The sequence below is a fragment of the Novosphingobium sp. NFX11 genome, assembly GCF_057376415.1.
The window spans coordinates 2482800-2508414 of sequence record NZ_CP080384.1; the positions used below are offsets into that span (position 1 = coordinate 2482800).

Genomic DNA, 25615 nt, shown 5'->3' on the forward strand with positions numbered 1-25615 from the left:
GGGAAGCTGACTGTACGTTAGCGCCCCAGCCCCTGCCATTCACGAGATGTCGCGGCGTTCCCGGAACCGGCCGTTCGTTAGTGGCAAAAGGTTTCCCTTTCGCGTCGAGAATTTCCCTGTTCGGTGGACGGGAATGAATGTTACTCAACCGCTGTGACACAACCTTTCCTGACCCGCCGAGCCTTTTGGGGGCGGCATCGCCCTCGCTGCCGCTCCTGCGTGGGCGGCCGAACCACTGCACGATGTCACGTTTGTCGAGGACTTCGATGAATTGTGGCGGACGCTGGGGGAGCGTTACTGTTTTCTGGCCGACAAGCAGACTGACTGGGATCAGGTGCGCTCATTCTACCGGCCGATGGCCTTGGCTGCGGAAGACGATGCCGCTTTCACTAATGTCGTCCGGCGTGTCCTCGCGGAATTGTATGACGCGCACACTCATCTCTCTCATCCGCCTGACGGAGCACCACGATGGCCGCTGTTCGATCTCCTTGCCGAGCGAACTGGCGGCATGGTTCGTATAGCTGCCATTGAAAGCGGCTCGGCGGCGGCCGATGCCGGATTAAAGATTGGTGATCGAATTATCGCGATCGACGGGCGACCGATTGAAACGGTCATCCAAGATTTGATGCCGAAATGCCTCCGAAAGCCCGACCCGGCCGCCGATGCCTACACCATCAACGTCGCGGTTGCGGGGTATCGGGGAAGGCCCGCCTGTTGTCGGTGAGTTCGAAAGACGGCGCCTCCCGAACAGTCCCGCTTCCCATCAAGAAGTGGCCCGATTTGCCTGACGTTGAAAGCGGGATGCTTCCAGACGGCATCGGCTATATCGTTATCAGGAGCTTTTCCGACACCGCGACAGTTGATGCTTTCGACAAGGCATTGGAAAGTCTACAGGATGCTCCGGGCCTGATTATTGATGTTCGCGAAAACGGGGGTGGCGACACGGCCGTTGCCAGGCCGATCATGGGGCGATTCATTCGAGAACGGACAGCTTACGCCATCATGCGTAGGCGGGCAGGGGCAGGATTGAGCGCACCGTGGACCGAATATGTCGATCCGAAGGGCCCCTTTACCTACAGAAAGCCTGTTGTCGTGCTGACGAGTCATTGGAGCGGAAGCATGGCCGAGGGTTTCCCAATGGGTATGCGCGACATAGGCCGCGCGACGGTCGTTGGCACGAAAATGATGGGATTGGGAGCAGCCGTCTTTCCGATCAGACTGGATCGGACCGGCATACAGGCACAATATTCGGGGGAACCCGTTTATGACACGAAGGATCGCCCACGTTGGCACTTCGTCCCGGACGTGGAAGTTGCGCACGGCAGTGACATTCTCGCTGCCGGCATAGCGGAGGTTAAAACGGCTATCAGCCGCAATTGAAATTATTCTCCTCTCATCTGACCATGACACGGGAGCGCCATTAATCCGTGGCGATGAGAGGCCGTCCACACCGGCACATGCAGGGATGGTGGCGACGCCTCCGACCTTGTCAAAGCGGGGCAATGCCGCCGGATCGGCTGTAAGAACGAACAGGTGCGAACCTATCTCCATCTTGGATTGGCGCGCCGCGATGCCATCCTCGCTCAATTGAGACGCGAGGAGTCGGTTATGCCTCACGCTTTTGAAATCACCTATTACGCGCCCCCACAAACACCCAAAAAAGTGAACGGGTTGTTTTGGATCGTCGGCATCAATGCCGGGCTTTGGGCGGTGATCGCCCTTGGAATATGGGCATTATCGTGAACCGCAATGAGGCCCGGACCTCTTGCAAGTGCCGGGCCAGCTGATTGCAAGGGCTGTAAAGCCCTTTGGGTCGCATGTGCGGCGTACACGATTTTGCTGCACCGCATCATGCCAATAGCGGTCACCCGCGCTGTGCGCGACCTTCACTCGCATCGGCTTGCCCGCGATCTCGACGTCCTCGTGGCTCCAGTCGAACTGGTAAGCCTCACCTGGCCTGTACATCAACGGGATGAACACCTTTGCCCCAGAACAGCCCTCTTACTGGATCGTGCTACCTTTCCTCGCTGCCAGCGCGGTTGCAGCATCCACTGGGTCCTTCATCTCCTTCATCCAGTGATCTATGGAATCGTAGGGACGATCGCGGGCTTCGACTTTCCCGTCCAGGAACAGGACAGCGTGATCTGCTTCCATGAAGGCAAAGTGTTCGTCTAGGACAACTGGCTCCAGAGCGCCATGAACCGAAGTTCGCCACGCAACGATATTGCGCTGCTCCATCCAGGGACCAGGGTCGGATGTTCCGGGAAAGTAGCAGAAGGTCACGAGTGTGTGGCCCTCAGCAACAGGGATAAGTTGTGACTGAACCTTGAGAATCTGATCGATCACCGCCTCTTCGACCTCGATCGTCCTCCCGCTCTCCATGGTCACCACAGCCGAATGATGCTCACCTGAGGATCCCGAGACCCACCCACGCTCCATTCGCTCGATATCAGCAACAGGAAGCAGTCCATCGGGACCGCCAGTGTCGAAGAACGCCATATGATACCTATGCTTTCGAGTTGGATCGTGGTCCGACGCCGCCGAGTTCGACGAATGCGTCGGCATATCGGCTCAGGATGCCCCAAGCCAACTGACAGGTTGCCCAAGCAGCTCACCGCATACCGTTATCATTCACCAAGATCTGCCATGGAACCGGCCAATCGCGGCAATCGCGCTTTCAAAGCAGCTGAGATGCTTTCGTGCACCCCTGCCGCAAAGTCGTCGGGCATGACCGACAATGCCTTTCCCGGGGCGCTATCCGCCGTATCCAGAAGCTCCGCGATTGCGTCGGACATCAGTTTCGCGCTGAGCCCTGCAGCCTTGCCACTCTGCACGAAATGCCGCCCCATGATCTCCGGCATCCCGTAATGGCGGCTCTTTCCGGCCGACATCGCGATACGGAACTGATTTTGGGCGATCTGGCCCATGTCGAACGCGGGCTGGGCCGACAGGACGTCATATAACGGCGTCGATCGGAACCCGCCTCCCGGCTCGAGGAAAATACTGAAATTCTTTGCGTGCCCATCCGTCGCGCCCATGAGCCAGAACAGTATCTGACTCTTGAAGAAGGCGGCTTGGTCGCTTTGCGGATCATTAGTCCCCGGAGCAGTTCCAGGATATGCCGCATGCCTGGCCCACCATCGCTCTGGTATTTGCGCGTTGGTGGAATTCCGAGTGCCTGACAGCAATCTTCCTGAGGAAGGCGCAGAATGCGGCTACCATCGCGCCAGCGCCGATCAAACCGTTCAACGACGAGGACGCGCCGTTGCCCGAATGTCATTATCTCGGTCGACGCCACTTTCAGCCCGAAGGCTTCCATCAGCTTTAGACAATAGTGCTCGTTGTCGACGCTGTCCGACATGTCGATCATGCCCTCGGACGTCGGAATCTGGCCGAGCTGCGGTTTGAGAATATGCGTGGTCGGAGTGGTGCCTAGCGGTCGACACCAGCGCCCGTCCTTCAGCAGCAGCGCGGTCTTCTCCTGCGCGCCTGCCACCGATATCCGGAATTCCTGTTCACGGTCGACGCCCAGAGGAGCGCTGGCAAGGTCCGCCAGCATGGCCTCTATCTCCGCATCGCTGATGTCCTGGGCTTCAATTGCTACAGCCGTATCCAGATCCGCTCCCTCGGGAATGAACTGCATCGCGCCGACGCAATCGCGTCCAATTGCCTCCAGCAAGCTGTAATAGTCTGTACCTTGCGCCCCCATCCGCTCTGCAACACGCCTTCGGACGGCATCGCGATCCGGCAGGAGATTATCGAAGACGGCGGCGACCTCTGCGCCGCGGTATGCATCCAGGCGCAACGGCAGGGACATCGATACCGCGAACCGGTGCTCCCATTGCAGCCATTTTGCTGCGTACTGAAAGGAGGTCGCACCATTGGCGGCCTTTTCAAGACGGCCGACAAGACGCCCGTTAATCAGGACATCTAGAGGAGCATGGCTTTTCTTGCGCGCCATAGCCTAGAAGACATCCTCGATCGATTTGCCAACCTTACGGCGCGGTACGATCTGCATATCCAGATCCAACGCAGCGATAATCCCTAGAAGTGTCTCGAGCTTCACTCCCTCACTTCCGTTCTCGACGGCAGAGATCGTCTTTTGATGCGTCCCTACTTTGCCAGCAAGGTCGGCCTGGCTCATGGATCGACGCCGTCGCTCCGTCTGGAGCAAAGCGCCTAGTTGGCTGGCAAGCCGTACCACTTGTTCCATGAGAGCTGCTCCGTCTATAACCTACGAGGTATATTCGTAATATATACCCCACAAGGTATTTTCAAGAGATATACCCTATAGGGATTAAATCCGAGATATAACCCTTAAGTTATAATTTCTGCCAAATCTCAGTCATGTCAGGCCGCATCTGGGCGCTTCCGCGTTGCAAAGTTCGGCTTGAGAACCTTGGCTCCATCGCGAAGGCGCTCTAGTTCATCCGACCAGAACTGCATCAAGGCGACCCGCTCGCTCCAGTATTCGCCGCGCGTGTAGGCACGGCGCACCCCATTGTTTTCCATGTGGGCCAGCTGACGCTCGATCGCATCGGGATTGAACTGCCCGGTCTCATTGAGAAGGGTCGCGGCCATCGCCCGGAAGCCATGCGCCGTCATTTCCTCCTGGCCAAAGCCAAGGGCCCTGAGTGCCGCATTGACGGTGTTTTCAGACATCGGACGCTGACCGGTCCGAAACGAAGGAAAGCAATAGCGGCCATGGCCTGTCAGGGCCCACAGTTCCTCGAACAGCCCTGCTACCTGGGCCGAAAGAGGCACGCGATGCGGCCGACGCATCTTCATCTTCTCGGCGGGAATGTTTCCAGACGCTGCGATCGAAGTCGAACTCCGCCCACTCGGCCTGCCGAAGTTCACCGGGACGCACGAAGAGGCTGATAGGCTTCCGCCAGCGTCAGGCCATTGGATGGAACAGAGGCCGGGCATTCCGCCGACACCCGCACTTTCTCTACGATGGGCTGAGCTACGGTCGGCAATCGCGAAATCGCGTCATCCGCAGTCGCGCCGATTCCTGCTCGAATACGGTCAAACTCAGCCTCAATCCCAGCCATGACGATGGGCATTCTCCGCAGTGCCGTCTGGAGGCTGTCCGTCTTCAACGAACGCCAAAGTTCCACCCGGCTGAGAGGCTCTTGAAGATCGCATGGCACGTGACGGCGGACATAGAACCGCCCGCTACGAAGGCGCATACCTTTTGGCAGCAAACCGGGACTGAAACCGTAACAGCCGCGCGGACCCTTTCCCGCAGATTTCCGGGACTTTCGCTGCGGACTATCGACACCAAACCGTAGCAGTTTATCGTAGCGAAACGAACTTGGGGGACCATCTTTCGATGATCCCCCAACGTTCTCAAGCACTTGAGAAGTGCTGGTGCCCAGAAGAGGACTCGAACCTCCACGCCCTTGCGAGCGCCAGCACCTGAAGCTGGTGCGTCTACCAATTCCGCCATCTGGGCACTTTAGCGAGGGGGCGAAGCGCCGTCCCCGCTGGGTAGGAGGGCGCCTCTAAGGGGCAGCCGAAGTCTTGTCAACACCATCCAACGCAACATTTTTCATTTCGTGCATTTCGTTGTCCGGTTGCCCCGTTCACAGGCTTGTGGCAGGGGCTAGGACGCCCGTGCGGCAGCGCGGGACACGTCGAGCGCAGCGCGACCTGAAGGACCGATCCAGACCATGACTACCGACACCCTCTCCGGCAAGATCGTCACCATCCTGGGCGGTAGCGGCTTCGTCGGCCGCCATCTCGCGCAGGAATTGCTTGCACGCGGTGCCCGCCTGCGCATCGCCAGCCGCCATCCCAAGAAAGCCTTCGCTATCAAGCCCCTGGGCAATCTGGGTCAAGTCCAGTTCGCGGGTGTCGACGTCACCAAGGCCGAAACGCTCGCCCCCGTGTTGGCCGGGTCGGACGCCGTGATAAACCTCATCGGCGCGTTTGCAGGCAATCTCGATGCTCTACAGGGCAAGGGTGCAGGCGAAATCGCGGCGGCGGCCAAGGCTGCGGGCGCCACCGCCTTCGTACACGTCTCGGCGATCGGTGCCGATGCAGGTTCGGCGGTCGCCTACGCCCGCACCAAGGCCGAAGGCGAAACCGCCGTGTTGGCCGCCTTCCCTAGCGCCACCATCGTGCGTCCCTCGCTGATGTTCGGCTCGGACGACAACTTTGTGAACATGTTCGGCGAGTTGATCTCGCGCCTGCCCGCGTTGCCGGTCTTCGCGCCGCAGGCAAGGCTGCAGCCGGTGTTCGTCGACGACGTGGCCGTGGCCATCGCCAATGCGCTTGGCAACGTCGCCGCACAGGGCAAGACCTTCGAACTCGCCGGACCGGAAGTCATCACCATGCTCGATCTCAACCAGCGTATTGCCAAGGCACAGGGCCGCTCGCGGACTTTCGTCGAACTGCCGGATGCGGTTTCCGGCCTCATCGCCGCGACGACCGGCTGGCTGCCCGGCGCTCCGATCTCCAGCGACCAGCTCAAGCTGCTGCAAGCCGGCAGCGTGGCGAGCGATTCGGCTGCGGGCCTCGCAGAGCTTGGCGTGACGCCGCGCCCGCTCGGCCTGTTCCTCGACCGCTGGATGGTGCGCTTCCGCAAGCACGGTCGCTTCGGCACCAAGACTGCCAGCGCCTGAACGTCACGGACCTGAACCGGTCCGACTGGAAACGAAATCCCGTCCCCGCCTGCCGGAACCGTCCGGCGGGCGGGGGTTTGTTTCTCCACGTCCGGGGCACAGCCCCACAGCGAGAGGAGCAGGCCCCATGACCACCCCAGACATTGCCTGGACGACGCAGCAGGGAACCATCCGCAAGGGAATGAAGGTGATCGCCGCCGACGGCAGCTTCGTCGGTACCGTTGCCGCGCTGGAAGGCGAGGAACTTATGCTGGAAGGCGGTTCGCACGAGTTCGTCGCGATCACCCAGGTCGATGGTGTGAGTGCCGATGCAGTGCTTCTTTCCGACCGTGGTGACGCGACGTTCGGGCTGGGCGCCACACCCTGAACCCACGAACTGACGAGCCGTTTACAGCCCGAGACGAACGCCGGAACGTCCTTCGAGGGTTCGCCGTTTCATCATCACAAGCCCCGAGATGATGGAGAGATACAATGTTCGAGAAGCTGCGCGTGCGTGAGCACATGGAAGTGACGACCAGCACAGGACAGCACGTCGGCACGGTAGACGAGGTAAAGGACGACCAGATCAAGCTGACCCGCTCGGACAGTTCCGACGGAGCCCATCACTACATCGCGTTCGAAAACGTCGAAAAGATCGAAGATAACCGCGTGTACCTGAAGCAGGGTACGCCGATCCCGATGGGCGTCGGCGCCAACTGATCCAGAACCACCGAGCTGGCAGCGCGTCCCCCTCGCGCGCTGCCTTGCGTAACCCCGGTCCTCCTCAGGGAAGGCCGGGGTTTTCATGGGGGGCCGGGACTCATCAGCGCATCCCCCGGCGATGCCTTGCACGTTATGATACATAGTGAATAGCATCTATTCCCAACTTCGGCCCCCGTTGATACTCGACACACCAAGAACAGACCGCACGAGGGGGAAAAGGCGTGATCTCTGGCTTGGGCAAGATCGCTATCCGGTTGTCACTCGCCGCGCTGGCGCCGATCGCGCTGTCATCGTGCCATCGCCCCGCCCAGCCGATCGAGGAACAAACCGTCGTCGATCCGGACGAATGGCCGAGCTGGGGGCGGACCGGCACCGAGACCCATTACTCGCCGCTCGACGAGATCGACACCGGTAACGTCTCCAGGCTGAAGCTCGCGTGGCACTTCGATCTGGAGCCGGGCTACACGCCCACCACCCCGCTGATGGCCGAAGGCAAAGTCTTCATCACCACTGGCCACTCACACATCCGCGCGCTCGACGCGGCGACAGGCGGGCAGTTGTGGGAATACGATGCCGGCACCCGAGAACGGGCGAAGACAGCGCTGCAGATGTCATGGGGCAGCAAGGGCATCGCTTATGACGCCGGACATGTCTTCCTCGTCACCACGGATGGCTACGTAGTCTCTCTGGACGCCCGGACCGGCAAGGAAGCCTGGAAGACCCTGGAATTTCCGGACAATGCGCCGCGCAACGCGAACGGCCCACCTCGCGTCTTCGGAGGCAAAGTCATCACCGGCTTCGGTGGCGGCGACATCAGCCCGGCTCGGGGGTTCGTCAGCGCCTACGACGCCAGGACCGGCAAGCTGGCCTGGCGCTTCTACACCACGCCCGGCGACGAGGTAACGCCGGTAAACCGCAAGGCTGAAGAGGTCATGCGCAAGACGTGGCCAAGCGGCTGGAAGAACCCCGACGGCACCCGGCGTGGCGGCGGCGGTACGGCGTGGAATGCCTTCGCCTATGATGCCGAGCTGCGCCTCGTATACCTCGGCGTCGGCAACGGTTTTCCCTACAACCAAAAGCTGCGCAGCCCAGGCGGCGGCGACAACCTGTTCCTCGCCTCGGTAGTGGCGGTGAACGTCGATACCGGGGAATACAAATGGCACTACCAGTTGTGTCCCGGTGAGCAGTGGGACTGCACCGCCACCTCCGACATGACGCTGGCGACGCTCACGATCGATGGTAAGAACCGCAAGGTGCTGATGCAGGCACCCAAGAACGGGTTCTTCTATGTCCTCGACCGAGCGACGGGACAGTTCATCTCGGCTCAGAAGATCGCCAAGGTGACCTGGGCCGAGCGCATCGATCCGACGACCGGCCGCCCGGTCGAAAACCCTGGCATTCGCTACAATGGCAAGCCCGGCCTGTTCGAGATGTGGCCGGGTCCGACCGGCGCGCATTCCTGGCAGCCGCAGGCCTACAGCCCGCAGACCGGGCTGGTCTATGTGCCCGTGATGGACCTGCCCGCGCTCATCGGCGATGGCCAGAGGGGCGGCGGCGAGGTTGCGGCAGGCATGGGCGTCACGCTCATCCCCGAAGTCGAGTTGCCCGGCGGCCACAGGAGTTACCTCAAGGCATGGAACCCGGTCACCCAGACCGAGGCATGGCGCGTCGACCTTCCCGGCACCTGGCCCGGCGGTGTCATGGCGTCGGGCGGCGGGATCGTCTGGCAAGGTCAGATCGACGGCAAGTTCGTCGCGCGGGATGCCGGCACCGGCAAGGAACTTTGGGCTTTCAAGACCGAGAGCCCGATCGTCGGCGCTCCGATCTCCTACCGCGTGAACGGGCGACAGTACGTCACCGTGCTCACCGGGGCCGGCGGACAGGGAGCGGGCATGCAGACGCTGGGCAATGCCGCCTACCGCACCGATTACCGCCTGCCGCGCCGTGTGCTGACTTTCGCGCTCGACGGCAAGGACACTATCCCGCCGTTCGCGATGCCCGCTCTGGAACCGATCTCGGACCCCGGCTTCAAGCCCGACCTCGCCCGGGCGCAAGCCGGCGCGATGCTGTTCGGCACACGCTCCTGCATCGTGTGTCATGGCTGGAACGCGGTGGCCGGCGGCGCGGCACCGGACCTGCGCTATTCCCCGGCGATCACCGACGCAGCGACCTTCCGCACAATCGTCAAGGAGGGTGGGCTCAAGCTGAACGGCATGCCGCCCTTCCCGCAGTTCACCGATGCCGAGCTAGAAACCTTGCGCTTCTACCTCCGTGCCCGCGCCCAGGCAGCACCGGCCGAGCAAAAGGCGCTGCTCGACAAGGCAAAGGCCGCCAAGGCCAGCAATGCCAGGCCGCAGGACTTCGCGGGCCACTGGAACATTACCATCCAGTCCCCCGTCGGCCCCCAGAAGGCGGTCATGGACCTGACCGTCAAAGGCCATGTGGTGACCGGAAAAATCTCTGCGGAACAAGGCGCTGTGGAGGTCGCCGGGGGTATAAGGGACGGCCGCGCGAAGTTCGAGGGACGCGCCTCCATGCCTATGCCGATCACCGTGAAATACGACGTCACGGTGCGCGATGGAAAGCTGGTCGGCGAAAATTCCAACGGTCCTTTTGGAACTTTTCCTGTCTCGGGCGTTCGCTGAACTACGGATTTCCGCTCATCGGAGCGGAAGCACGACCGGCCAGAATCGCATTGTCGAACCCCGACCGCTGGGCTTGGACGATTCCGGTCTGTTGACCGTTAGGAGAAGAACAATGTCGCCCACCTTCAAGAAAATCGCTCCGGCCGTGGTCATTCTGGCCGGTTCCATGGGCCTCGGCGGCTGCGCCACCAAGGGTTTCGTGCGTGAGCAGGTCGCCGCCGTGAACCAGCGCGTCGATGCCCTCGACAGCCGTTTGCAGCAGACCGATGCGACCGCACAGGCCGCCCGTTCCGAAGCCCAAGCCGCATCCGGCCAGGCCCAGCAGAACAGCCAGCGCATCGACCAGCTCGGCGGCCGTGTCGACAGCGTCGAACAGCGAATGGCCGAAGCCCAGCGCAAGCGCGCCCGCAACTGATCCTTACGGCTACTCCGATAGTCCCGGCTTGATTCGAGTACTTTGACAGCGATGAACACGGTTTCCAGGGCGCTCGCCGGACTTCTGATGATCGGTGCGGCGTTGACAGGCTCCCCGCCTGCATGGGCGGCGAAAAACGCCCGGTCGGCAGGACCGAAGACATCGCAACCGCAAAGAATCGCGCCGGACAGCACGGCGATCCAGTCGCCAGACGCAACCCGCGTCGCCGACTGGATCGCCGCGTCGGGGGATAACAATGACCTGCCCTACGCCATCATCGACAAGAAGGCCGCAGCGCTGCTGTTGTTCGATGCAAAGGGCGAAAAACTGGGTCAGGTGCCGGTCCTCTTAGGCATAGCGCCGGGGGATGATGCGAGCCCGGGCATCGGCAGCAAGAATCTCTCCGAGATCGGCCCTGCCGAAAAGACCACGCCTGCCGGGCGCTTCCTTGCAAAGTTCGGCGTGGCTGCGGGCAACACCAGGGTGCTGTGGGTGGACTATGCGACCTCCGTGGCGCTGCACCCCATTCCTCGCCCGGGCAAGCCGAAGGAAAGGCGTCGAGAACGGATGCTTTCTCCTACCAGCGAAGACAACCGCATCACGTTCGGATGCATAAACGTGCCAATCGCGTTCTATACCAAGACCATCAGCCCGCTATTCCGGAAGAGGGGCGGCTACGTCTACGTAACTCCGGACATGAAGCCGCTTGAAGAGGTATTCCCGCGCATTCGCATGCAGTCTTTCGCGAATACCGGCAATTGACGCCTTGCCACGAGCATATCATCCGGTTGTTGAATTGAGGCGCAAACACTCTTCAGAAACATTGTGGAAATAATTCTTCCCTTTCCGTCGATCGTGTGCTAAAGACATTCTGGTCCCATTATTATGAATACTTATACCGTCTTCGGTGTGCTTGATTAGCATGCTCGAAGCCGGAGTACTTGTATGCAAGCATCGCCTGGTGCCGCCCGAGAAGGCGGGACATCCCCCAGCGCTTGACAGTCCCACCGCGAGCGCCACGTATTTCGTTTCGGCCTACCGCTTCCATCGTCAGCAAGCTCTTGCGGCGCCCTGTTGCCGAACTGATTTCGGCCGCAAGCGATTCCTGGCAGATCGCACCCGGGACCGAGGTCCGCGTGCGGCCGGCGATATGCCTGCCGGGCCAGCTCGACCGCATCCGTGGCTCTGAATTCGGGACCTTGGACGAAGTCGTCCGGGACTTCAGGGGAGACTTCGCATCGATGCAGGGGGCGACGATGGGCTATCGCCTCAAGGACGTGCTTCTCGCCGATGGCGCACTCTATGCAGGGGGCGCGATGCGACACTTGCGCGCCCACGCGATCTGGAAGCCTGCCGCGACACCTGCATGCGAGTTCGACACCGCCTCGATCTACGAAAGCTGGATGGGCAACAGGTGGTTCGGGCTCTGGCTGGCGAACGACTGCCCAACCTACAGACTGGCGCAAGAAACCGGGCATCCGTTCACGACCGGCATGCCGACAGGCCACAAGAAGGATTACGAGGATCGGCTGGGTATGGCGCCAGAGCGCGGGTTCAGCGCGTGGTTCCGGGAACTCCACGTCTTCGATGATGCCGCCAACAACCGACACAAGCGACAACGGGCGGATGCCATTCGGGATCGTCTGGCCCGTGATGCGATGCCACCGCATCCGGGCGTGTTCCTCCTGAGGGGCAGCACAGGCGATCCTCGGGTGTTGCGCAACGAATGGGCGATCGCCGAGCGGCTCGGACGGGCACGCGGCTTCCAAATTCTCGACCCCAGCCACGCCAGTGTCGATGAGATCGCTCACGTCTGCGCGAACGCCGGCGTCGTCGCAGGAGTCGAGGGCAGCCATCTCAATCACGGCTTCGCGGTGATGCCGCCGAATGCCTGCGCGCTGGCCATCTTCCCGCCGACGCGCGCGGTTTCCGTGATGAAGATGCTTACGGACAGGCAGGAGCAAGACTTCGCGGTCGTCATCGGCGAAGGGAATGACGAGATCTTTGCCGCCGACATCGACGATATTGAAAGGACGCTCGATCTCGTGAAGTCTTGATCTCACCCGCCGCTCAAACGAGAGCGGCCTCCCGTTTACCCGGAAGGCCGCTCTCGGTGAAACTTCAGCGCCTTACTGGCAGGCGAGACATTCATCGTAGTCGGTCGAGCCGCCGCTGGCCGCCAGTTCGAACTTGGGCAGTTCGCTGGTGTTGTCGGCTTCCACGCCGCCTGCAAAACCGGCACGCTGCACCGACTTGGAGCGCAGGTAGTAGAGCGACTTGATACCCTTTTCCCATGCCTGGAAGTGGAGCATCATCAGGTCCCACTTGTCGACGTCGGCGGGGATGAACAGGTTCAGCGACTGCGCTTGGTCAATGTAAGGCGTACGGTCAGCCGCGAATTCGAGCAGCCAGCGCTGGTCGATCTCGAAGCTGGTCTTGTAGACCGCCTTTTCCTCGGCCGAGAGGAAGTCGAGATGCTGGACCGACCCGTTCTGCTCGAGGATCGAATTCCACACGTTGTTGGAATCCTTGGACTTCGAGGCCAGCAGCTTCTGCAGGTAGGGGTTCTTCACCACGAAGCTGCCCGAGAGCGTCTTGTGGGTGTAGATGTTCGCCGGGATCGGCTCAATGCAGGCCGACGTGCCGCCGCAGATGATCGAGATCGACGCGGTCGGCGCGATCGCCATCTTGCAGCTGAAACGCTCCATCACGCCTTGGTCGGCGGCGTCGAGGCACGGTCCGCGCTCCTTGGCGAGCATCATCGAGGCCTCGTTGGCCTTGGCGTTGATGTGCTGGAACATCTGCAGGTTCAGCGCCTTGGCCATCGCGCTTTCGAAGCCGATGCCCTTCTTCTGCAGGTACGAGTGGAAGCCCATCACGCCCATGCCGACCGAACGCTCACGCTCCGCCGAGTAGCGGGCGCGGGCCATTTCGTCCGGCGCGCGGTCGATGTAGTCCTGCAGGACATTGTCGAGGAAGCGCAGCACGTCCTCGATGAAGGCACGATCGCCCTTCCACTCTTCCCAGGTTTCGATGTTGAGCGAGGAGAGGCAGCACACCGCCGTACGGTCGTTACCAAGGTGGTCGCGGCCGGTGGGGAGGGTGATTTCCGAGCACAGGTTCGAAGTCGAGACCTTGAGGCCGAGATCGCGGTGATGCTTGGGCATCATGCGGTTCACGGTGTCGGAGAAGACGAGGTAGGGCTCGCCGGTGGCGAGGCGCACTTCGACCAGCTTCTGGAACAGCGAGCGGGCATGGACCTTGCCGCGCACCGAGCCGTCCTTGGGGCTGCGCAGGGCGAAGTCGGTGCCGTCGCGCACGGCTTCCATGAACTCGTCGGTCAGCAGCACGCCGTGGTGCAGGTTGAGCGCCTTGCGGTTGAAGTCGCCCGAGGTCTTGCGGATTTCCAGGAACTCCTCGATCTCGGGGTGCGAGACGTCGAGGTAGCAGGCGGCCGAACCGCGGCGCAGCGAACCTTGGCTGATCGCGAGGGTAAGCGAATCCATCACGCGCACGAAGGGGATGATGCCGCTGGTCTTGCCGTTGAGGCCGACCGGCTCGCCGATGCCGCGCACGTTGCCCCAGTAAGTGCCGATGCCGCCGCCGCGCGAGGCGAGCCAAACGTTCTCGTTCCAGGTGGCGACGATGCCTTCGAGGCTGTCCTCGACCGAGTTGAGGTAGCAGGAGATCGGCAACCCGCGCCCGGTGCCGCCGTTCGACAGGACCGGGGTGGCAGGCATGAACCACAGCCGCGAGATGTAGTCGTACAGGCGCTGTGCGTGCTCTTGGTCGTCCGCATAGGCGTCGGCCACGCGGGCGAAGAGATCCTGGTACTTCTCGCCGGGGAGCAGGTAGCGGTCGTCGAGGGTTTCCTTGCCGAAGTCGGTCAGGAGCGCATCACGCGACGCATCGGTGACGATAGTGAAGCGGCGATCGTGGATCGTCTTGGAATCGACGACCTTCTTCTTCGTCTTCGGCGCCTCGACCACCAGATCGGCGGTCGAGGTATCGGTCTTGTCCATGGCCACGGCCGAGGCTTCCTTTTTCATCGCCGCTTCGGAGACATGCCCGGCAAGGAGCGACTCCATATCGACTTGCGCGGGATCCGCGTAGCTCACATCCGAATCAGACACGTGTCCGTCGCTTCCATTCCTGAAGTCCACTGGTGCGCCCCCAATGTATCGTCAAAACCTGTCATCGAACCGCCACGAGGGCGATCCAAACTGCTTTCGGCGGCCAAGCAGGCCGGCACCGAGTCGAAGGGCGCTCAAGAACGCCCCATCTATCAGAACCAGCACAAAAAGAGAACGACATTCCCTGCCAGACCACCGGCGCGCCTGTTCGAGAAGTCTGGTCCCAAGGTTCCTGACGGGTTCCGCACGGGCCTTTCGGCTTATGCGCTGTATCCCTAGGTATTGAGGCCCCTCGATCGGTGCGACACAACCTATAGTGCCCTTTCCAGCGAGAGGTTCAAGAGGGGGCCGGAATATGGCATTGGCCCATGCATTCGCCACAGGGCCGTCACCTGACTGCCGCGACGCGCCGAATTTCCGTTGTCTTGCAGAAGCGCAACCCTTTGAATCGGCCCTCGCCTTCTAAATTTTTCCACATAAATCACCGGTGAGACGAATCGGGCGTGCGACGAACGGAGGTGGTCAAGACCCGACGCAGCGACGTTCCCCAGCATTCCCATCGGCGTTCGTCGAGATGCATGCGTCCCTTGACGAGGACCTGCAACCCCCGGCCGCCTCGCCGCTTATCAGCGTGAATGCGACGGCGCTGCGGCGCGTAGGGGAGTTATTTTGCAAATGCTGAACATCATCGGTGCCATCATCAGCGGCCTCGTCATCGGCGCGCTGGCCCGGTTCTTCTATCCAGGTGCAGTGCCCATGGGCTGGATCGCGACGATCCTGCTGGGCGTCGGCGGCTCGCTGCTGGCGGGGCTGGTGACCAGCCGCGGGCGCGGCGATTTCAGCCGCGCCGGATGCCTCGCCTCGGTGATCGGCGCTATCGTGCTGATCTTCCTCGGTCGGGTGTTGCATATCGGGTGACCCCTCGATCCCGTCATTGCGAGCGAAGCGAAGCAACCCGGGAAGAGCAAAACTGCCCCGGGTTGCTTCGCTTCGCTCGCAATGACGCGGTGGCTCAGGGCACCAGCACCGTATCCAGCGGCTGCGCATCCGCCGCCGGATAATCCAGCGTATAATGCAGCCCCCGGCTCTCGTGCCGCTTCAACGCGGATTCGACGATCAGTTCCGCACTCTGCAGCAGGTTGCGCAATTCGATCAGGTCGGTCGAGACGCGGAAGTGGCGGTAGTATTCCTCAGTCTCGCCATTGAGCATCTGGATGCGGTGCATGGCGCGCTCCAGCCGCTTGGTGGTGCGCACGATGCCGACGTAGTTCCACATGAAGCGGCGGATTTCGGTCCAGTTCTGCTTGATGACGACTTCCTCGTCGGAATCGGTCACGCGGCTTTCGTCCCAGGCGCGCACTTGCGGCGGCGCCTCGAAACTGCCCCACTTCGCGAGAATATCCGCCGCTGCCGCCTCGCCGAAGACGAAGCATTCGAGCAAGGAGTTTGACGCCAGACGGTTCGCCCCGTGCAGCCCGCTCTCGGTGCACTCACCGGCGGCATAGAGCCCCGGCAGATCGGTGCGGCCGTCGAGGTCCACGAGGATGCCGCCGCAGGTGTAATGCTGCGCCGGCACGACCGGGATCGGCTCCTTCGTCATGTCGATGCCGAGGCCCATCAACTTCTCGTAGATGTTCGGGAAGTGCGCCTTCACGAAGTCTTCGGGCTGGTGGCTGACGTCGAGGTGGACGTAGTCCAGGCCGAAGCGCTTGATCTCGGAGTCGATGGCGCGCGCCACGACGTCGCGCGGGGCCAGTTCCAGCCGCTCGGGATCGTAGAAGGTCATGAAGCGCTTGCCGGTGCGCGGGTTAATCAGGTGCCCGCCCTCGCCGCGCACGGCCTCGGTGATAAGGAAGTTCTTGACGTCCAGATTGTAGAGGCAGGTCGGGTGGAACTGCATCATCTCCATGTTGGAGACGCGCGCGCCCGCACGCCAGGCCATGGCGATACCGTCGCCGGTGGCGCCGCGCGGGGCGGTGCTGAACTGGTAGACACGGCCCGCGCCGCCCGTCGCCAAAACCGTGGCGCGGGCGGTGAAGGCCTCGACCCGGCCGCTCTCCTCGTTCAGCGCATAGACGCCCCAGACGCGCCCCGAGCCCGAATAGCGCAGCTCATGCCGCCCGGTGATCAGGTCGATGCACGAATAGCCGGGAAGCAGGGTTATGTTGGGGTGCGCCTCGGCGGCCTGCAGCAGCGCCTGCTGTACCGCCCAGCCCGTGGCGTCGGCGACGTGGACGATGCGGCGGTGCGAATGGCCGCCCTCACGCGTGAGGTGAAGCGCCTCTCCGTCCGTGTTGAACGGCACGCCCAGTTCGACCAGCCGCTCGATGGCATGGGGTGCCCGCTCGATGACGAACTCGACCGTCTCGCGCCGATTGAGGCCAGCCCCTGCGACCATGGTGTCGCGGACATGCTCCTCGAAGGTATCCCCTGCGTCGAGCACGGCGGCGATGCCGCCTTGTGCCCATGCCGTCGAACCGCCGGTCAATGTGCCTTTGGCCAATACCGCGACCTTGACCTTGTCGGCTACCGCGAGCGCAGCCGTGAGCCCGGCCGCACCGGAACCGATCACAAGGACGTCGAATGCGCCGGCGGCGCTGGATGGCGTTTCCATGACGCCGCTCCTAGCGCCCGTTACGCATGGATCGCAATAGTTTGCTCACCGCTCCACTTCCATGTTGCGGTGCGATAGGGTTCTTATATAAGATAGACCAAGTCATTACAAAGACGGTTAACTTACGGCGATTTTGCTACTTGCCAACCCCGTTGATTAGTCTAGTCAGCTTCCGCTTCTCTTTGAGGAACCTATCTCGTGGCGATCTCGATTCCGCTTTGCTTTGCCAATAGGCATGAACCGGTTCGCAATGACGTGAAGTGGAATGGTCTCAATTATATCGGGACGTGTAAAAATTGCGGAAAGACTATTCGCAGACACAAACACAAGGTTTGGAAACTTGACGACAGTGAAGCAACCGACAAGTAAGTAAAAATCGTTAGCTTTAGGGCAAGCCTCTCATCCTCCCGAATATTCAGTGGGGAGAAGTGAGCACCAGCGCTTTTGCTTGACCCGGCCCGGCCTGTTGTAAAATTTTGTTAATCGCGCGCGATACCGCACCCCCGGGCACTACCCTGGAATTCCGAGACATCTGCACCGCAACATGAAACGGCGGCGAGCCGTTTTCCTCGTGCGCCGAGTCGTGACTGGGTTCAGGGGGCCAAATGTACCGCAGTGGTCAAGCGAACAAACACATCCTCAAGATCCGCTTCGCGAGTCGTCACGTCGACAATCGCGAATCCCTGCGCCTGCAACGCCGACATGATCTCACCCGCATTGGCACGATCCTTGTCGTAAGTGATCTCCAGAACCCGCTCGCCGGTCTTCACGCACTTCATAAAACCGGGGTGAGTGGGAAGTTCCGCCACATCGCGATCGAGGGTCAGGACGATGATCTTCTCGCGCGCCATGCCGACCAGTTCGCGGGTCGGCTTGTTGGCGATCAGTTCGCCGTGGTTGATGATGGCGATCCGGTCGCACAGTTCCTCGGCTTCCTCGAGGTAGTGCGTGGTCAGCACGATCGTCGCGCCTTCCTTGTTCAGTTCGGTGACCAGTTCCCAGAGCTGGCGGCGCAGTTCGACATCGACGCCGGCGGTCGGCTCGTCGAGCACCAACACTGGCGGGCGGTGCACCAGTGCCTTGGCGATCAGCAGGCGACGCTTCATGCCGCCCGATAGCGTGCGGGCATAGGCATCGCGCTTGTCGGCCAGGTGAACCGCGCGCAGCAGGTCTTCGGAACGACGCAGTGCCTTGGTGATGCCGTAGAGCCCGGCCTGGATTTCCAGCACCTCGAACGGGGTGAAGAACGGGTCGAACACGATCTCCTGCGGGACGATGCCGATCGCACGCTTGGCGTTGCGCTGGTCACGGTCGATGTCGAAGCCCCAGATGTCCACCGAGCCCGAGGTCTTCATGACCATGCCGGCCAGGATGTTGATGAGCGTCGACTTGCCCGCGCCGTTGGGGCCGAGCAGGCCGAAGATGCCGCCCTCCGGCACGTCGAACGAGACGCCCTTGAGCGCCAGCTTGCCCTCGCCGCTTCCGGCGGGAGCATAACGCTTGACGAGGTCACGGATGGCGATCGCGGGGGTAGAAGTGCTCATGGCCGTGCATGTGGGCCATGATCGCCACGGCGTAAAGACCGCAGGTGCTGCGTTGACGCTCTCGCGGCAGATGATATGATCCACACTATATCACTAAGCGTCGCCAATCAAGCGGCCGATATTGGAGAGCGCCCATGGCAACCGCAACGACGATCACCCCGACCCCCATCGAGAAGGATTACTTCACCGACCATTCGGTGCTGCTCGACCCTTACGACTATTTCGAGACGATCCGCGCCCACGGCCCGGTCTATCAGATGCAGAGCCGTGACGTGATCGTGGTGACCGGCTTTGCCGAGGCGCTCGAAGTGCTGCTGAACAAGCGCGACTTCTCGTCCTGGCTGAACCCCGATCCGCTGGCGCCGCTGCCCTTCGCGGTGGAGGGCGACGACATCTCCGCCCTGCTGGGGGCCACCCCGAACGGGCAGATGGAACTGATGGTCTCCTACGACGGCGACAAGCATCTTGCCGCCCGCTCGCTGCTCAACCCGCTGTTCGTGCCCTCGCGCCTCAAGGCCAACGAAGCGTTCATGCGCGCCTATGCCGACGACATGGTTCGCGAGGCCGTCGCGGCGGGCGGGTGCGAACTGGTGGGCTCCATCGCCACCCCTTCGTCACCATGGTCATCGCCGATCTGCTCGGCGTTCCCGCAGAGGATCGCGAGGCCTTCCGCAAGATCATCGACGATGCTCCCCGCCCGGCAACATGGACACGCCCGACGCGCAGAGCATCCACCCCTCATGGTCATGGCCGGCTACTTCGCGCGCTACATCGCCGAGCGCCGCGCCCGGCCGCAGGACGACGTCATGACCGAGATGGCGCTGGCCACGTATCCGGACGGCTCGACGCCCGACGCGATGGAGGTGGTGAAGTCGGCGATGTTCCTCTTCGCCGCCGGGCAGGACACCAGCGCCAAGCTGATCGGCAATGCCTTGCGCCGCCTGTGCGAGGATCAGGCGATGCAGCAGGCCCTGCGCGAGGACCGCACGCTGATCGGCCCGTTCCTGGAGGAAGTTCTGCGCGTCGAGGGCTCGACCAAGGCCACCTTCCGCATCGCCGCCCGGGCGACGAAGATCGGCGACATGGACATTCCCGCCGGCAAGCGCGTGGTCGTCTCGCTATCCGCCGCCAACCGCGACCCGCGCCGCTGGGACGAGCCGGGCGAATTCCGCATCGGGCGTCCGCGCATCAAAGAGCATCTGGCGTTCGGACGCGGCGCGCATACGTGCGCCGGGGCACCGCTGGCACGGGCGGAAGTGGCGGTCCTGCTCGACCGTCTGCTGGAACATACCGGTGCCATCACGCTCGACGAGGCGCATCACGGACCCGCGACCGCACGCGGGATCGACTACGAGCCGAGCTACATCATCCGGGGACTCGCGAACCTTCACTTGCGGTTCGAGAGTAAAAGCTGATCTGATATTATAAATAACCGTCATTGCTAGCGAAGCGAAGTAATGACGGAAGATGACTCAATCCGATCGCTTTATGCTCCAAGGTTACGACGCATCATGCTGTCGGTCGAACGCCGTCCGGCTGGCCTCGATCGCCGGACGCGCATCGACCGCCCAGGCGCCCAGCGCCTGCACCGGCCCTGCGAGCGAACGGCCGAGGTCGCTCAGTGCATATTCGACCCGCACCGGCACGCCGACGTGGACGGTACGTTCGACCAGCCCGTCCCGCTCCAGCGCGCGCAGGTTGCGCGAGAGCATCTGCTGCGACACGCCCCGGATCGCGCGCTTCAATTCGTTGAAGTGCAGCGGCGTCTCAAGCAGCGTCATGACCACCAGCATCGACCACTTGTCCCCGACCCGGGCGAGAATGTCGCCGACGAGGCGGCAGTCCTTGCCGTTGGGGTCGTGGACGATCGCTTCCTGCGGGGCGGCGGCAGGCCGGTCAGCTTCGTCGAACGTAGTCAGCTTCATGGTACCAGGTTCCGAAAATATGCGCTCTTGGCGCGATCATTCCAGCAACATAGCTAGACCTGGTCACATTTCCAGACTGAGGCACCCTCCCATGAAGCTCCTCCACCTCGATTCCAGCATTCTTGGCGACAATTCGGCCAGCCGCGCCATTTCCGCCGCCATCGTATCCTCGCTGACCACGGCCGATCCCTCGCTCGAAGTCACCTACCGCGACCTCGCTGCCGAGCCGCTGGCGCACCTGACCCTCGACGTCCTCGGCAACCCCGAGGGTACGCCCGAGCTGGCGCAGTTCCTCGACGCCGACGTGGTGGTGATCGGCGCGGGCTTCTACAACTTCTCGATCCCCAGCCAGCTCAAGGCCTGGATCGACCGCATCGCCATCGCCGGCAAGACCTTTCGCTACACCGCCGAAGGCCCCGTAGGCCTCGTCGGCGACAAGAAGATCTACGTCGCGCTCGCCCGCGGCGGCTACTACGGTGAGGGCCAGCCTGCCGCCGCCTTCGAGCACGCGGAGAGCTACCTGCGCGCGGTGCTCGGCTTCATCGGCGTGACCGAGCCGACTTTCGTGCTGGCCGAAGGCATCGCCATCGATGCCGACACCCGCGCGAAGTCCGTCGCTGCCGCGATCGAGGAAGCGGGTTCGCTAGCCGTCGCGGCCTGATCTGCACGCAATTCGACCATTCCCATTTACCCTCGTCATTCCCGCGAAGGCGGGGACCCAACTCCCGACCGTGCCTGTTGCATCGGCATCAGATGGGTCCCCGCCTTCGCGGGAATTACGGGTTTTGGTATCGACGTTGCGACTGTTGCCATTCCATCTGGAAATCGCCGCAAACCCTTGGTAATCCGGCGACACCATGACCAACGCGCCCGAAACCGTATTCACCGATTCCCACCGCGTCTCCTGCGACGGGGCCACCGATATTCCCGGCGGAGCCGCGCTCGGTCATCCCCGCGTCTGGCTCGAAATCGACGAGAAGGGCTATGTCGAATGCGGCTACTGCGACCGCCGCTTCGTGCTCAAGGGCGGGGTTGCCGACAACGGGGCAGACCAGCAGGCCGCCTGATCCCTTCGCGGTTCTTGTCTTTCGCGCGGGGATAATGCTGCCTATATCGGCGGCATGACCATGACCGACCCGCGCTCGCTGCTCTACACCCAGCTCTCGCCCGAAGAGGCACAGGCGCTCGCCGCCGAGACGCTCAAGTCCTGCGAGGATGGCGAACTGTTCATGCAGTTCGTCGCCAGCGAGGCGTTCGGCTTCGACGACGGCCGCCTCAAGACCGCCGACTATTCGCGCGACGCGGGCTTCGGCCTGCGCGGCGTCTCGGGCGAGATGACCGGCTTCGCCCATGCCAACGAGATTTCCGCCGCCGCCATCCGCCGCGCCGGCGAAACACTGCGCCTGCTAGATCCCGCCACCGGCATTCGTCCGGCCGCCCCGCAGCGCACCAACGCCAAGCTTTACACCGACGTCTCCCCGCTCGACCTCGTGCCCTTCGCCGAAAAGGTGCGCCTGCTGGAGATGATCGACGCCGCCGCCCGCGCCCGCGACCCGCGCGTGGCGCAAGTCAGCGCCAGCCTGTCCGGCTCGTGGTCGGTGGTCGAGATCGTCCGCCCGGACGGCTACATCGCCACCGACGTGCGCCCGCTGGTGCGCCTCAACGTCTCGATCGTGGCGGAAAGCAACGGGCGGCGCGAAACCGGCTCGTTCGGCATGGGCGGTCGCTTCCTCTACGACGACCTGTTCAAGCCCGAGAACTGGAATGAGGGCATCGATACCGCCCTCGCCACCGCGCTGGTGAACCTCGAAAGCATCGACGCCCCCGCCGGTGAGTTCCCCGTGCTGCTCGGCCCCGGCTGGCCGGGCGTGATCCTGCACGAGGCGATCGGCCACGGCCTCGAAGGCGACTTCAACCGCAAGGGCACTTCGGCCTTCTCCGGCCGCATCGGCGAGCGGGTGGCCGCACCCGGCGTGACCATCGTCGATGACGGCTCGATCCCGAACCGCCGCGGCTCGCTCACCATCGACGACGAGGGCACCCCCACGCGCGAGACGGTGCTGATCGAGGACGGCATCCTCAAGGGCTACATGCAGGACCGCCTCAACGCCCGCCTGATGGGCGTCGAGCCCACCGGCAACGGCCGCCGCGAGAACTACGCCCATGCCCCGCAGGTGCGCATGACCAACACCTTCATGAAGGCGGGGAACGACAACCCGGAAGAACTGCTCGCGGGCATGAAGAAGGGCATCTTCGCCAAGAACTTCGGCGGCGGGCAGGTCGATATCGTCTCCGGCAAGTTCGTGTTCTCGTGCACCGAGGCCTACATGGTCGAGAACGGGAAGCTGGGCGCTCCGATCAAGGGCGCGACGCTGATCGGCGACGGACCTTCGGTACTCACCAAGGTCAAGGGCATCGGCAACGACCTCGAACTCGATCGCGGCGTCGGCGTGTGCGGCAAGGGCGGCCAGAGCGTGCCCGCCGGTGTCGGCCAGCCCACCCTGCTTATCGAGGGGCTGACGGTGGGCGGCACCGCCTGAGCCGAAGTATGTCGCCGGGGCTTCGACAAGCTCAGCCTGAGCGGGTTTGAGAGGATTACCCTGCTCCCGCTCACCCTGAGCCTGTCGAAGGGCGCGAACAGTCAGCCCAAGTTCAGACGAGATCGTGCTACACACAAGATCAACGCGGGGTGCGTCAACTGAGGAAGAAGGCCATGAAGACGCTTGCGATCTGCGCGACACTCGCTGTCGCTTCGCTGCTCGCCATGCCTGCCGCAGAGGCCCGCACCAAGCTGACCGGTGAGCAACAGCTCGCCAAGATGCTGGACGGGCGCGAAGCCGGCAAGCCGGTGAGTTGCATCCCTATTCGCAGACCCAGAACACGACCGTGATCGACAAGACCGCGATCGTCTACCGGGTCGGCGGCACGCTCTACGTCAACCGTCCGACGAATGCCGACCGGCTGGACGATGATGATGTCATGGTGACCAAGCTGTATACGTCGCAGCTGTGTCGCCTCGACACCGTGCAACTGCATGACCGCAACGCCAATTTCATGTGGAACGGCTTCGTCGGCCTGCAGGATTTCGTCCCCTACAAGAAGGTCGCATCGGCCAACTGAGCCTGAGCGGTCGCACGAAGAAGGCGGTCGGGGACCTCCCCGGCCGCTTTCTTCGTTTCTGAACGCCTGAAACGAAAACGCCCGGACCGTGATGGCCCGGGCGTCGGATATTCAGTGCTGTAACGGGATCATTCCCACTCGATCGTGCCGGGCGGCTTCGAGGTGTAGTCGTAGACCACGCGGTTGATGCCCTTGACCTCGTTGATGATGCGGGTGGCGACGCGGCTGAGGAACGCGGCGTCGAAGGGGTAGATATCCGCAGTCATGCCGTCGGTCGACGTGACCGCACGCAGGCCGCAGACGCTGTCGTAAGTACGGCTGTCGCCCATGACGCCCACCGTCTTGACTGGCAGCAGCACCGCGAAGGCCTGCCAGATCGCGTCGTAGAGGCCCGCGTTGCGGATTTCCTCGAGATAGACCGCGTCCGCCTTGCGCAGGATGTCGCAGCGCTCGCGGCTGACTTCGCCGGGGATGCGGATGGCGAGGCCCGGTCCGGGGAACGGGTGACGGCCCACGAAGACATCAGGCAGGCCCAGTTCGCGGCCGAGTTCGCGCACTTCGTCCTTGAACAGTTCGCGCAGCGGCTCGACGAGCTTCATGTCCATGCGCTCGGGCAGGCCGCCGACGTTGTGGTGGCTCTTGATCGTCACCGAAGGACCGCCGGTGAACGACACCGACTCGATAACGTCAGGGTAAAGCGTGCCCTGCGCGAGGAATTCGGCGCCGCCGATCTTCTTCGCCTCGTCCTCAAACACGTCGATGAAGGTCTTGCCGATGAACTTGCGCTTGGCCTCGGGGTCGGTGACGCCTTCGAGGCCCTTGAGGAACAGCGTCGAGGCATCGACGTGGACCAGCGGGATGTTGTAGTGGCCGCGGAACAGGCTGACGACCTGGTCGGCCTCACCCATGCGCATCAGGCCGTGATCAACGAAGACGCAAGTGAGCTGGTCGCCGATCGCCTCGTGAATGAGGACGGCCGCCACAGCCGAATCGACGCCGCCTGAAAGACCACAGATTACGCGGCCCTCGCCGACCTGGGCGCGGATTTCCTCGATCTTGGTCTTGCGGAATTCCGCCATCGTCCAGTCGCCGGCGAGGCCGCAGACATGGCGCACGAAGTTCTTGAGCAGTTTGCCGCCGTCGGGCGTGTGCACGACCTCCGGATGGAACTGCATCGCGTAGATGCGCTTCTCGTCGTTGGCGATCACCGCGAAGGGCGCGCCTGCGCTCGATGCGACCGGGCGGAAGCCCGGAGCGAGGCTGGTCACCTTGTCGCCGTGGCTCATCCAGACCTGGTGCTTCTCGCCGACCTTCCACAGGCCGTTGAACAGCGCGCACTCGTCGCCGATCTCGATGAAGGCACGGCCGAACTCGCCGGCGTCGCCGCCGGTCACTTCGCCGCCCATCTGGTGCATCAACGACTGCTGGCCGTAGCAGATGCCGAGAATCGGGCGACCGCTTTCCAGGATCACGTCAGGAATGCGCGGGCCGTTCTCGTCCAGCACCGAGGCTGGCGAGCCGGACAGGATCACGCCCACCGGGTTCATGCGGTGGAAGGCTTCTTCGGCGGCGTTGAACGGGGCGATCTCGGAATAGACGCCGGCCTCGCGAACGCGCCGGGCAATCAGCTGCGTCACCTGGCTGCCGAAGTCGACGATCAGAACGGATTCGGTGGGCTGGATATTCATGGCGAGCCACTAGTCGCGCGCGCGTTTGCTGTCCAGCCCCGAAACGAGCCGGATGACGCATCATTACTGCGCCCGGCACGCCCTCGAGGCAGCTTTCCATTCGTGCGCCGAATGTCCCGCGATTTCGAGTTCGCATTGCAGCATTTACCGCGCCAGCGATAGCTGCCTAATTTTTAGGCAAATGCATTGTCGGAGCACGA

Annotated in this window: 24 protein-coding genes, 1 tRNA gene and 3 pseudogenes; 16 read left to right on the plus strand and 12 right to left on the minus strand. The window is 62.7% G+C overall.

Going from position 1 to position 25615, the window contains the following annotated elements; genetic code table 11:
* The first annotated feature begins 271 nt into the window (after positions 1-271).
* The 3 genes from KZO24_RS12760 (at position 272) to KZO24_RS12770 (ending at position 1743) form a co-directional block, all read left to right on the plus strand.
* Positions 272-724, plus strand: coding sequence for a PDZ domain-containing protein (locus tag KZO24_RS12760; RefSeq protein ID WP_486486310.1), 453 nt, complete (start codon positions 272-274; stop codon positions 722-724).
* A complete protein-coding gene (locus KZO24_RS12765; protein WP_486486311.1) occupies positions 721-1380 on the plus strand; it encodes a S41 family peptidase in 660 nt (219 codons plus the stop codon). Before KZO24_RS12760 ends, KZO24_RS12765 begins: the two co-directional genes overlap by 4 nt.
* Positions 1381-1533: 153 nt before the next feature.
* Positions 1534-1743, plus strand: a complete 210-nt coding sequence (locus KZO24_RS12770; RefSeq protein WP_271184168.1) for a hypothetical protein — start codon at positions 1534-1536, stop codon at positions 1741-1743.
* A gap of 258 nt (positions 1744-2001) precedes the next feature.
* Here KZO24_RS12770 and KZO24_RS12775 read toward each other — a convergent pair whose 3' ends face one another.
* The 7 genes and pseudogenes from KZO24_RS12775 to KZO24_RS12805 form a co-directional block, all read right to left on the minus strand.
* Positions 2002-2499, minus strand: a complete 498-nt coding sequence (locus KZO24_RS12775) for a hypothetical protein (protein WP_271184169.1) — start codon at positions 2497-2499, stop codon at positions 2002-2004.
* Between the two features lie 128 nt (positions 2500-2627).
* Entirely contained in the window at positions 2628-2795 is a 168-nt protein-coding gene (locus KZO24_RS12780; RefSeq protein WP_486487205.1) for a hypothetical protein, read from the minus strand.
* Positions 2796-2813: 18 nt separating this feature from the next.
* Positions 2814-3961: pseudogene (locus tag KZO24_RS12785) on the minus strand (type II toxin-antitoxin system HipA family toxin); the annotation flags it as partial.
* A 3-nt stretch (positions 3962-3964) separates the two neighbouring features.
* A complete protein-coding gene (locus KZO24_RS12790) occupies positions 3965-4144 on the minus strand; it encodes a helix-turn-helix transcriptional regulator (protein WP_486486312.1) in 180 nt (59 codons plus the stop codon).
* A 206-nt stretch (positions 4145-4350) separates the two neighbouring features.
* Positions 4351-4876 (minus strand): annotated as a pseudogene (locus tag KZO24_RS12795) (tyrosine-type recombinase/integrase); the annotation flags it as partial.
* The gene (locus tag KZO24_RS12800; protein WP_309299000.1) at positions 4857-5192 is read right to left on the minus strand and encodes a DUF6538 domain-containing protein; all 336 of its coding nucleotides are present in this window, start codon (positions 5190-5192) and stop codon (positions 4857-4859) included. The pseudogene KZO24_RS12795 and the gene KZO24_RS12800, both read right to left, overlap by 20 nt.
* A gap of 179 nt (positions 5193-5371) precedes the next feature.
* Positions 5372-5458 (minus strand) — tRNA-Leu (locus tag KZO24_RS12805).
* A 217-nt stretch (positions 5459-5675) separates the two neighbouring features.
* Between KZO24_RS12805 and KZO24_RS12810 the strand changes: the two genes are divergently transcribed.
* The 7 genes from KZO24_RS12810 (at position 5676) to KZO24_RS12840 (ending at position 12448) form a co-directional block, all read left to right on the plus strand.
* The gene (locus KZO24_RS12810) at positions 5676-6629 is read left to right on the plus strand and encodes a complex I NDUFA9 subunit family protein (RefSeq protein ID WP_271184172.1); all 954 of its coding nucleotides are present in this window, start codon (positions 5676-5678) and stop codon (positions 6627-6629) included.
* 127 nt (positions 6630-6756) lie between these two features.
* Entirely contained in the window at positions 6757-6996 is a 240-nt protein-coding gene (locus KZO24_RS12815) for a DUF2171 domain-containing protein (RefSeq protein ID WP_271184173.1), read from the plus strand.
* A gap of 104 nt (positions 6997-7100) precedes the next feature.
* On the plus strand, positions 7101-7328 hold the full coding sequence (locus KZO24_RS12820; protein ID WP_271184174.1) for a DUF2171 domain-containing protein: 228 nt from the start codon (positions 7101-7103) through the stop codon (positions 7326-7328).
* Between the two features lie 236 nt (positions 7329-7564).
* Complete coding sequence (locus KZO24_RS12825) at positions 7565-9976, plus strand: outer membrane protein assembly factor BamB family protein (RefSeq protein WP_271184175.1); 2412 nt, start codon at positions 7565-7567, stop codon at positions 9974-9976.
* Between the two features lie 112 nt (positions 9977-10088).
* On the plus strand, positions 10089-10391 hold the full coding sequence (locus tag KZO24_RS12830; RefSeq protein ID WP_271184176.1) for a hypothetical protein: 303 nt from the start codon (positions 10089-10091) through the stop codon (positions 10389-10391).
* A 51-nt stretch (positions 10392-10442) separates the two neighbouring features.
* Positions 10443-11153: a hypothetical protein gene (locus KZO24_RS12835; RefSeq protein WP_486486313.1), complete on the plus strand. Its 711-nt coding sequence runs from the start codon at positions 10443-10445 to the stop codon at positions 11151-11153.
* A gap of 563 nt (positions 11154-11716) precedes the next feature.
* The gene (locus tag KZO24_RS12840; RefSeq protein ID WP_486486314.1) at positions 11717-12448 is read left to right on the plus strand and encodes a glycosyltransferase family 61 protein; all 732 of its coding nucleotides are present in this window, start codon (positions 11717-11719) and stop codon (positions 12446-12448) included.
* 72 nt (positions 12449-12520) lie between these two features.
* Here KZO24_RS12840 and KZO24_RS12845 read toward each other — a convergent pair whose 3' ends face one another.
* Positions 12521-14479, minus strand: coding sequence for a ribonucleoside-diphosphate reductase subunit alpha (locus KZO24_RS12845; RefSeq protein WP_271184193.1), 1959 nt, complete (start codon positions 14477-14479; stop codon positions 12521-12523).
* 720 nt (positions 14480-15199) lie between these two features.
* Between KZO24_RS12845 and KZO24_RS12850 the strand changes: the two genes are divergently transcribed.
* Positions 15200-15442, plus strand: coding sequence for a GlsB/YeaQ/YmgE family stress response membrane protein (locus tag KZO24_RS12850; protein ID WP_036529465.1), 243 nt, complete (start codon positions 15200-15202; stop codon positions 15440-15442).
* Positions 15443-15536: 94 nt separating this feature from the next.
* Here KZO24_RS12850 and nadB read toward each other — a convergent pair whose 3' ends face one another.
* Positions 15537-17138 carry an L-aspartate oxidase gene (gene nadB / locus KZO24_RS12855; protein ID WP_271184179.1) on the minus strand — a complete coding sequence of 534 codons (1602 nt, stop codon included), beginning with the start codon at positions 17136-17138 and terminating at the stop codon, positions 15537-15539.
* A gap of 593 nt (positions 17139-17731) precedes the next feature.
* Complete coding sequence (locus KZO24_RS12860; RefSeq protein WP_271184180.1) at positions 17732-18682, minus strand: ABC transporter ATP-binding protein; 951 nt, start codon at positions 18680-18682, stop codon at positions 17732-17734.
* A gap of 134 nt (positions 18683-18816) precedes the next feature.
* Here KZO24_RS12860 and KZO24_RS12865 point away from each other — a divergent pair, with 134 nt between their 5' ends.
* Entirely contained in the window at positions 18817-20097 is a 1281-nt protein-coding gene (locus KZO24_RS12865; protein WP_486486315.1) for a cytochrome P450, read from the plus strand.
* Between the two features lie 84 nt (positions 20098-20181).
* On the opposite strand, the gene KZO24_RS12870 is transcribed toward KZO24_RS12865, so the two are convergent.
* Positions 20182-20607, minus strand: coding sequence for a winged helix-turn-helix transcriptional regulator (locus tag KZO24_RS12870; RefSeq protein WP_486486316.1), 426 nt, complete (start codon positions 20605-20607; stop codon positions 20182-20184).
* Positions 20608-20698: 91 nt separating this feature from the next.
* Between KZO24_RS12870 and KZO24_RS12875 the strand changes: the two genes are divergently transcribed.
* From KZO24_RS12875 to KZO24_RS12890, 4 genes and pseudogenes are all read left to right on the plus strand, one after another.
* Positions 20699-21268 (plus strand): FMN-dependent NADH-azoreductase, encoded by a 570-nt coding sequence (locus tag KZO24_RS12875; protein WP_271184183.1) that lies wholly within the window; start codon positions 20699-20701, stop codon positions 21266-21268.
* 196 nt (positions 21269-21464) lie between these two features.
* The gene (locus tag KZO24_RS12880; RefSeq protein ID WP_008827765.1) at positions 21465-21674 is read left to right on the plus strand and encodes a zinc-finger domain-containing protein; all 210 of its coding nucleotides are present in this window, start codon (positions 21465-21467) and stop codon (positions 21672-21674) included.
* Between the two features lie 54 nt (positions 21675-21728).
* Entirely contained in the window at positions 21729-23147 is a 1419-nt protein-coding gene (gene tldD / locus KZO24_RS12885) for a metalloprotease TldD (protein ID WP_008827764.1), read from the plus strand.
* A 173-nt stretch (positions 23148-23320) separates the two neighbouring features.
* A pseudogene (locus tag KZO24_RS12890) lies at positions 23321-23727 on the plus strand (hypothetical protein).
* 128 nt (positions 23728-23855) lie between these two features.
* Here KZO24_RS12890 and guaA read toward each other — a convergent pair.
* Positions 23856-25415, minus strand: coding sequence for a glutamine-hydrolyzing GMP synthase (gene guaA / locus KZO24_RS12895; protein WP_486486317.1), 1560 nt, complete (start codon positions 25413-25415; stop codon positions 23856-23858).
* Positions 25416-25615: the final 200 nt, after the last annotated feature.

Bases quoted from the DNA above. Each gene is read 5' to 3' on its own strand.
- KZO24_RS12775 (WP_271184169.1), bottom strand. From the start codon at position 2,499: ATGGCGTTCTTCGACACTGGCGGTCCCGATGGACTGCTTCCTGTTGCT.
- KZO24_RS12780 (WP_486487205.1), bottom strand. From the start codon at position 2,795: ATGTCCGACGCAATCGCGGAGCTTCTGGATACGGCGGATAGCGCCCCG.
- KZO24_RS12790 (WP_486486312.1), bottom strand. From the start codon at position 4,144: ATGAGCCAGGCCGACCTTGCTGGCAAAGTAGGGACGCATCAAAAGACG.
- KZO24_RS12800 (WP_309299000.1), bottom strand. From the start codon at position 5,192: ATGCGCCTTCGTAGCGGGCGGTTCTATGTCCGCCGTCACGTGCCATGC.
- KZO24_RS12810 (WP_271184172.1), top strand. From the start codon at position 5,676: ATGACTACCGACACCCTCTCCGGCAAGATCGTCACCATCCTGGGCGGT.
- KZO24_RS12815 (WP_271184173.1), top strand. From the start codon at position 6,757: ATGACCACCCCAGACATTGCCTGGACGACGCAGCAGGGAACCATCCGC.
- KZO24_RS12820 (WP_271184174.1), top strand. From the start codon at position 7,101: ATGTTCGAGAAGCTGCGCGTGCGTGAGCACATGGAAGTGACGACCAGC.
- KZO24_RS12830 (WP_271184176.1), top strand. From the start codon at position 10,089: ATGTCGCCCACCTTCAAGAAAATCGCTCCGGCCGTGGTCATTCTGGCC.
- KZO24_RS12835 (WP_486486313.1), top strand. From the start codon at position 10,443: ATGAACACGGTTTCCAGGGCGCTCGCCGGACTTCTGATGATCGGTGCG.
- KZO24_RS12845 (WP_271184193.1), bottom strand. From the start codon at position 14,479: ATGGAGTCGCTCCTTGCCGGGCATGTCTCCGAAGCGGCGATGAAAAAG.
- KZO24_RS12850 (WP_036529465.1), top strand. From the start codon at position 15,200: ATGCTGAACATCATCGGTGCCATCATCAGCGGCCTCGTCATCGGCGCG.
- nadB (WP_271184179.1), bottom strand. From the start codon at position 17,138: ATGGAAACGCCATCCAGCGCCGCCGGCGCATTCGACGTCCTTGTGATC.
- KZO24_RS12860 (WP_271184180.1), bottom strand. From the start codon at position 18,682: ATGAGCACTTCTACCCCCGCGATCGCCATCCGTGACCTCGTCAAGCGT.
- KZO24_RS12865 (WP_486486315.1), top strand. From the start codon at position 18,817: ATGGCAACCGCAACGACGATCACCCCGACCCCCATCGAGAAGGATTAC.
- KZO24_RS12870 (WP_486486316.1), bottom strand. From the start codon at position 20,607: ATGAAGCTGACTACGTTCGACGAAGCTGACCGGCCTGCCGCCGCCCCG.
- KZO24_RS12875 (WP_271184183.1), top strand. From the start codon at position 20,699: ATGAAGCTCCTCCACCTCGATTCCAGCATTCTTGGCGACAATTCGGCC.
- KZO24_RS12880 (WP_008827765.1), top strand. From the start codon at position 21,465: ATGACCAACGCGCCCGAAACCGTATTCACCGATTCCCACCGCGTCTCC.
- tldD (WP_008827764.1), top strand. From the start codon at position 21,729: ATGACCATGACCGACCCGCGCTCGCTGCTCTACACCCAGCTCTCGCCC.
- guaA (WP_486486317.1), bottom strand. From the start codon at position 25,415: ATGAATATCCAGCCCACCGAATCCGTTCTGATCGTCGACTTCGGCAGC.